Source organism: Tenacibaculum soleae (assembly GCF_001693415.1).
GTDB classification, from domain to species: Bacteria; Bacteroidota; Bacteroidia; order Flavobacteriales; family Flavobacteriaceae; genus Polaribacter; species Polaribacter soleae.
Genome location: NZ_MAKX01000045.1, coordinates 1 through 6,662, shown reverse-complemented (window position 1 = coordinate 6,662; position 6,662 = coordinate 1). Strand labels below are relative to the sequence as shown.

9 protein-coding genes are annotated in these 6,662 nt (G+C 28.7%); all 9 read left to right on the top strand.

The annotated features are described in order from the left end of the window. The coding region (locus tag BA195_RS14590) for a helix-turn-helix domain-containing protein (RefSeq protein ID WP_141677701.1) at positions 1-155 on the top strand (155 nt) is incomplete at its 5' end. Positions 156-334: 179 nt separating this feature from the next. After that, the gene (locus BA195_RS14115) at positions 335-901 is read left to right on the top strand and encodes a TIR domain-containing protein (RefSeq protein ID WP_141677733.1); all 567 of its coding nucleotides are present in this window, start codon (positions 335-337) and stop codon (positions 899-901) included. A 4-nt stretch (positions 902-905) separates the two neighbouring features. Then, positions 906-1,304 carry a hypothetical protein gene (locus tag BA195_RS14110; RefSeq protein WP_084443243.1) on the top strand — a complete coding sequence of 133 codons (399 nt, stop codon included), beginning with the start codon at positions 906-908 and terminating at the stop codon, positions 1,302-1,304. A gap of 3 nt (positions 1,305-1,307) precedes the next feature. Further along, positions 1,308-1,892 carry a TIR domain-containing protein gene (locus BA195_RS14105; RefSeq protein ID WP_068706543.1) on the top strand — a complete coding sequence of 195 codons (585 nt, stop codon included), beginning with the start codon at positions 1,308-1,310 and terminating at the stop codon, positions 1,890-1,892. A 162-nt stretch (positions 1,893-2,054) separates the two neighbouring features. Further along, the gene (locus BA195_RS14100) at positions 2,055-3,434 is read left to right on the top strand and encodes a hypothetical protein (protein ID WP_068706542.1); all 1,380 of its coding nucleotides are present in this window, start codon (positions 2,055-2,057) and stop codon (positions 3,432-3,434) included. A gap of 160 nt (positions 3,435-3,594) precedes the next feature. Further along, positions 3,595-4,005: a hypothetical protein gene (locus BA195_RS14095; protein ID WP_068706541.1), complete on the top strand. Its 411-nt coding sequence runs from the start codon at positions 3,595-3,597 to the stop codon at positions 4,003-4,005. 3 nt (positions 4,006-4,008) lie between these two features. Beyond that, positions 4,009-4,614 carry a hypothetical protein gene (locus BA195_RS14090; protein ID WP_141677732.1) on the top strand — a complete coding sequence of 202 codons (606 nt, stop codon included), beginning with the start codon at positions 4,009-4,011 and terminating at the stop codon, positions 4,612-4,614. 755 nt (positions 4,615-5,369) lie between these two features. Continuing rightward, on the top strand, positions 5,370-6,224 hold the full coding sequence (locus BA195_RS14085; protein WP_068706539.1) for a hypothetical protein: 855 nt from the start codon (positions 5,370-5,372) through the stop codon (positions 6,222-6,224). Between the two features lie 164 nt (positions 6,225-6,388). After that, the coding region (locus BA195_RS14080; protein ID WP_141677731.1) for a hypothetical protein at positions 6,389-6,662 on the top strand (274 nt) is incomplete at its 3' end.

Sequence of the window (6,662 nt, the reverse complement as noted above, 5' to 3'; positions counted from 1 at the left end):
ATCTGACTCAAGAACAACTTGGCATTATAATTGACAAAAAACGGACTTACATTTCTCGTGTGGAAAATAATGGCAGTAATCTGACTTTAAAAACATTATTTGACATCGTAGAAAAAGGACTTGGAGGAAAAGTTAATATTTCAATCGAAGTCTAACATAAAGTACGATTTTACAACAACGTATAAAATTAATTGCTTACATCTAGCCTACTTACGAAAGTCCTCGCAGACTTTCTATTTGTGTTTTATTTGCTAACTAAAGTACTTAAATCACGCAACTAATCTTATACAACAACGTTAGCTGCAAGTTAGAGCAACATTACGAATTCAAAATTATGCCAATATTTACAAAAGATAAATTTTTAAACCTTGCTGAAAGAAAAGCGGCTTCGAGAGGAAAAAACCTGTATTCTGTTTTCAACGAAGCCAAAGTTGAGTTAAAGACATCATCAAAAATTGGAATTTTTTTATCTCATTCTCACAAGGACAAAAACCTAATAAAAGAAGTAATCTCATTTTTTAAAGGTGTTAATGTTTCTATTTATGTAGATTGGATGGATGATGGAATGCCTGAAAAAACCAGTGGAGAAACTGCTCTAAAAATTAAATCAAAAATTATCACAAATGACAAATTTATACTTCTTGCCACTAACGAAGCAGTAGTTTCAAAGTGGTGTAATTGGGAATTAGGTATTGGTGATACTTTTAAACTCTCAAAAGACAACCTTCTAATTTTACCACTTTCTGAAAATAGAGGAACTTGGAATGGAAACGAATATTTACAAATTTATCCTAGAATTGAATCCGTTATTCAGAACGGAAATGAAATTTATGATAATATTTTCAGAATCAAATACCCAAACGGAACTACAAAATGGTTGCACGAATGGATAAAAGAATAAAATTATGGAGAATAAAAGAAAACATTTAGAATTTATTCAATTAGTTATAACCAGAATGAATGTGAACTCTTTTCTATTGAAAGGTTGGTCTGTAACTTTAATTGCTGCTCTATTTGCTTTTGCTGCCAAAGATTCAGATATAAGCTATGTAATAATTACTTATATATCAACACCAATTTTTTGGTTACTTGATGCTTATTATTTAAGTTTAGAAAGACAATATCGTGGATTATACAACTCTGTAAAAATAAAGGAAGAAACGAATATTGACTTTGATATGAATGCTAAACCATTTGACAAGAAAAAAAACACTTGGTTTTCTTCTATATTTTCAGTTGCACTTTTATTTTTTTATGGAGGTTTAACTGCTATTACTTTAATAATAATGTTTGTAATAAATTAAAAAATGGCTAAAAGAGTATTTTTCAGTTTTCATTACGATGATGTAAAATCATTTAGAGCAAATGTTGTTAGACAACATTGGGTTACTAAACCGAATAGAGAAGTTGCTGGTTTTTTTGATGCATCAATATGGGAAAAGGCTAAAAAAGAAGGTTTCATAGCATTGAAACGAATGATTAATTCAGGATTAAAAAACACTTCAAATACTTGTGTTTTAATTGGTACAGAAACATATAAAAGACCTTGGGTAAGGTATGAGATTTTTAAGTCGTTTGTTAGAGGCAATCATATTATCGGTGTTCACATCAACGGAATTCGAGATAAAAATAAGCAAACGAAAAACTTAGGAAAAAATCCTTTCAGCTATATAGGTTATAGATATAATGATTCGGGAACTCATATTACTTTATTTGAATATTTAAATGGTAAATGGGTTGAATATTCAGCTGTTGACAATAAGTCCACTTTTAAACTAACAAAAGCAAAACCATTAAAGAAAAATGAATTTGTCAAATTTTCTGATTTACACAAAACGTATTTATGGAATAAGGATAAAGGTTATGAAAACTTTGGCTCTTGGATAAAATAACCTGCAGCTAACACCGTGTATAATTAATGGCTAGTTTTGGCTTACTTACGAAAATCCTCGCGGATTTTCTATTCGGTTTTTATTTGTTAAATTAGTTGCTTAAACACGCCACTAATCATACACAAACACGTTGGCGTTCATTAAAAACCAATCACTACGAAAATGAATATTACACAAATAAAGAATATTGAGGCACAACTTTTAGAGATTGAACAGCTGAAAATTGAAAATTTAGTAGCAGAAGTTTTTAACAATCAAGATATAGAAAATATCAAGATTGGCGAATTTAATGTTCCTGAATATGTTTCAACATTAAAAAGATTAATTAAACAATTCAAAATAGAATTAAACGATAACGGATTTTTTCTACCTTTTCAATATAATTATCAAAATGAATACGGCAATGGGAATTTAACAAATGACTTTAAACAAATTATAGCTCAACTAAAAGTAAAAAACCACGCTAACCTAAATAACACAACTGGATTTATAAATAGATTAGTCTATTATCAAATAGCAAATGGTTTTTGGGACAAATCAACAAGAAAACTTCATAAACCTAATGAAATTAAAATTGTAGAACTAAATGACCAATTGAATTTAATAGCCAAACAACTTGAAAAATATGGAACTAATTTTAAAGAACTAACTAGCGAGTTAAATTTAAAAAAGGAAGATTTAGAAAGTTTCATATCTCAAAAACAAAAAGAGTTACAGCAAATCACTAATAACTTACAAACCTCAAATTCAAATAATAATCAGATTGCTCAACTTTTGAACTCAAGTACATCTACAAATGAAAAAATAAATGGTATTCTACAACAACAAAACCAAAATCTTGAGAATCAAATAAAGAAAATAGAAAAACAAGAGGTAAATTTTGACAATCAGGCTGAAAGGTTTTCAAATTTAGAAAGCTCTTTAAACGAAAAAATAAAGGACAGTAAATATCAAGTAGCTGAATTTGAAGAAAAACTAAAGTTTATAGAAGATAAGAAAGCTTTTTTTGAGGAAAGAAATAATTATCTTGACGAACTTATTGGTCGCGAAGTCGGAGCCTCTTTATTTGAAACTTTTAAACAAAGAAAAGGAGAACTTGAAAACCCTGTTAACAAGTGGCTTTGGATAGTTATAGCTATGGCTATTTTAACATTTGGAGCAATTTTAATTATTTTCACAAATGCATTTGGTTATCTAGGAGAAGTTCCTACAGAAATTAGCACAGTAAGATTAATAACTAATTCAATAAAATCTTTACCTTTCTTTTTATTATTATTTTACGCAATTGCTCAATACAATAAAGAAAGGAATTTTCAAGAAGAATATGCTTTTAAATCAGCAGTTGCCTTGACTATAAAAGCATATTCAGATTTAATAACAGAAGAAACTCTTAAGGACCAATTAATTGTAAATTCTGTATCACGTATTTTTAAATCACCTTCAACAAATAAAAAGTCGAATAAAATGAAAAATGATACTACTATGATGAACACAGCCAAAGATTTATTAGATACAGCAATTGAAGTGATGAAGAAAAAATAACGAAACGCCAACACCGTATATAATTTATTGCTGGCTTATCGCCTACTTACGAAAGTCCTCGCGGACTTTCTTGGTCGGTAATTATTTACTAAATTAGTTGCTTAAACCACGCAACAAACCATATACAAACACGTTGCCCACAATATAACCCAACCAGAAAATGATTTACAGAATACCATATGAAGTTTATAAATTCAATGGAAAACTCATTGACAGAGAAACCTATGTGAATTTAAAAAAATCTTTTGACTCAAAACCGTATTTGGATTTTCCAGAACCGAAATCTTATTACGAAGAACATAAAGGAGAATCCACAGCTTTTTTAATTTGTTTGGGGCTTGTGGTAATTCTTTTACCATTTGGAGAAACCATTGACGGAACTTTTCTTATGCTAATTTTTGCGCTTGCCTTTATTGGATTATTCTTTTTGTGTATTTTTCAATTTACGCAATTTAGGACTTTTCAAAAAGCTCGAAAAGAACAAAAAAAGTTTTTTAAAAAACTTAAAGAAGATATAATAAAATCATCAAACTACGAGGAATTAGTGTCATTCCAGAAAAGAAAATTTTAGCTTATGTCAAATAATAGAATGCCACCAGGTTGTGCTGCTATAATTTTAGGAATTATCGGAATTTGGGCTCTTTACGACCATTTTGTTAGTACACCAAGAGAAAAAGAGAAGGAAAAGAAAGAACTAATTGAAAAGTGGACTAAACCGACTGTAGATTTTTTCGCCAACTTTGATTGCTCTGATTTTACAACCAATAATGGAACACATAAAATTGATAAATTCTTTGTAATTGAATCTCATCTCGACCATCCTTGTGAAGTATCCAAATATTCGAAAACAGATTATGTTTTCTCAAAAGCTGATTATATAAATCAATTTTACACAAAAGATATTTCTAAAGCAAATACAATCATTTGGATTCAATCAGTTGGTGGAGGTTCTGAAGCAAGTTACACAGACGGAAGTCCTGCTAAAAGACTGATAGCTGAAATAAACTTTGTTGACAAGGAAACCAAAACAATCTATAAAAAAGAAAAAGCTGAATTTAGCGGTAATCCAAGAAGTCAAATAACACGTTCAAGCAGAGATAAAAAAGGAACAAATGTATATTTTGGAGAAAAACCTTATGACGAAATTTTTGACATAATTGAAAACGAATTGAATGAATAAAATACTGTGGGCAACAACGTATATAATCCATTGCTAGTGAGAGCCTACTTACGAAAATCCTCGCGGATTTTCTATTCGGTTATTATTTGCTAAATTACGTGCTAAACCACGCAACGTATCATATACAAAACCGTTGGCGCTCATAGAAATCGAAATTTTTAGAAAATATTTTTATTGAAAAGTAATTCTATTTTTTATAGAAAATTAAGATAAATGTAATTTATTGAAACTTTAAAAAATTGAATAACATTTGCGCTTTTATGAGAATTGATTTCCTAAATTCCAGAAATACTAAATCGAGAAAAATCTCGTCTAGTTTCAAAATAAATATGGAATCGTTGCGCTAAAAAGAGAATAATTTAGTTTTTAAGAATATTTTTATAATTATAGAAAAATCTTGTAGAATCTAATGTTACGAAAAATCGTTATGAAAAGAAAGAGAGTATTTCGAGAATTAAAAAATGAGTTTTAGCAACATTGCGGAATTGAAATCATAAGAATTTACTCGAAATCTAAATATTGAATAAAAAGAAAAAAATACTTGAGAATTTTAGCTACTTAAAAATAGAACTCGAAAAAAGCAGAAACGTAAACTACGAAACGCCAACAACGTGTATAGTTCATTACGGGGGATTTTCTTGCAGAAAATCCTCGCACTTTTACTATCTTTGGTTTAAGTTCGGAAAATTGCTGCGCTCTTTTCCGTAACGAAACCATACACAAATACGTTGGCAGCAATGCAAAAATAAAAATCTATGATTCCAGAAAAAATAAAAGAAATATTCAAATTCATAGATTTTTTGGATAAAAATAAAGAAGACTATATTCAAAAATATATTCCACTTTGTAACTATCTTAAAAAAATAAAAGAACAACAAAACCAACTTGAACCAAATAAGAATTTCATTGAAAAACAGAAATTTGATCAATTACAGAAAATAATTGAAAAAGATTTTGAAACAATAAATTCAAATGTATACTTACCTGTAACAAATAGATTAAAAGAATTAAACATTTGGTCTGGAGATCAAGCTTATTCAAGTATCTGGAATAGTAATATTGGAGTTATTTCAAATTTCAAAAGAAACTTTGAGTCAGAAGACGTTTTTCAGGTTTTAGACTACAAAGAAAAATACTTACAGTTTCGAAACGAAACAAACTCTGATTTTTTAAGCTTAGCACTAATTTTTAGTTCTTTAGATGAGATACTCAAAGAACTATTTGAATTTTTCAATATTTCTAACAAAAATGAATTCGAAAAATTTGAATCAAAAATAATAGAGGTTGACAGTATTGAAGATGCTTTAAAAGGGTTTAAAGAAAACAGCAAAAATGTTCGATATTCTATTCCTACAAAAATACTTTACAGTAACTCTGCGAAAGAAAAAATATCAGAAAGTCCAACACACATAAAAAATGAAATTATAATGGGAGATAAATTTGAAACTAAAAATCTTTCGAATAAAAATGGATCTATTAATATTGGTAAAAAAAATACTATTGAAAATAGTGACGATTCCGATCAAAAGTCATTTGAATGGCAAAAATGGGGAATTATAATTGCTACAATTTTGACGATAATAACCATTGTATTAATGATTATATTATAGATAAAAAAGCACGGCTGCCAACACCGTATATAATTTATTGCTGGCTTCTTGCCTACTTACGAAAGTCCTCACGGACTTTCTTGGTCGGTAATTATTTACTAAATTAGTTGCTTAAACCACGCAACAAACCATATACAAACACGTTACCTACCATATAACCACAAATGAAAATTACTGTTTTAACAATAGGCTTTTTATTATTAACCAACTTCTCTTTCTCTCAAATTAAGAAAAAGGAATTGAATGGAATATGGAGAACAAATAGCGAAATATTTTTTAAAACCGACACAATTAAATTTTATAGAAATATCAAAAATTGTTATCAAACAAAATGGTGGATTGAAAAAAGAGATTTTACGACAAACGAAGTAAATATTTGTACTGAACCACCTCGGATAAGTGGAATTGTTGGAAAAGAAAAAATTAAATTAAGAAAAA

What these genes read in the sequence shown, in the direction of transcription:
- BA195_RS14115 (WP_141677733.1), top strand. Translation starts at nt 335, where the DNA reads ATGCCAATATTTACAAAAGATAAATTTTTAAACCTTGCTGAAAGAAAA.
- BA195_RS14110 (WP_084443243.1), top strand. Translation starts at nt 906, where the DNA reads ATGGAGAATAAAAGAAAACATTTAGAATTTATTCAATTAGTTATAACC.
- BA195_RS14105 (WP_068706543.1), top strand. Translation starts at nt 1,308, where the DNA reads ATGGCTAAAAGAGTATTTTTCAGTTTTCATTACGATGATGTAAAATCA.
- BA195_RS14100 (WP_068706542.1), top strand. Translation starts at nt 2,055, where the DNA reads ATGAATATTACACAAATAAAGAATATTGAGGCACAACTTTTAGAGATT.
- BA195_RS14095 (WP_068706541.1), top strand. Translation starts at nt 3,595, where the DNA reads ATGATTTACAGAATACCATATGAAGTTTATAAATTCAATGGAAAACTC.
- BA195_RS14090 (WP_141677732.1), top strand. Translation starts at nt 4,009, where the DNA reads ATGTCAAATAATAGAATGCCACCAGGTTGTGCTGCTATAATTTTAGGA.
- BA195_RS14085 (WP_068706539.1), top strand. Translation starts at nt 5,370, where the DNA reads ATGATTCCAGAAAAAATAAAAGAAATATTCAAATTCATAGATTTTTTG.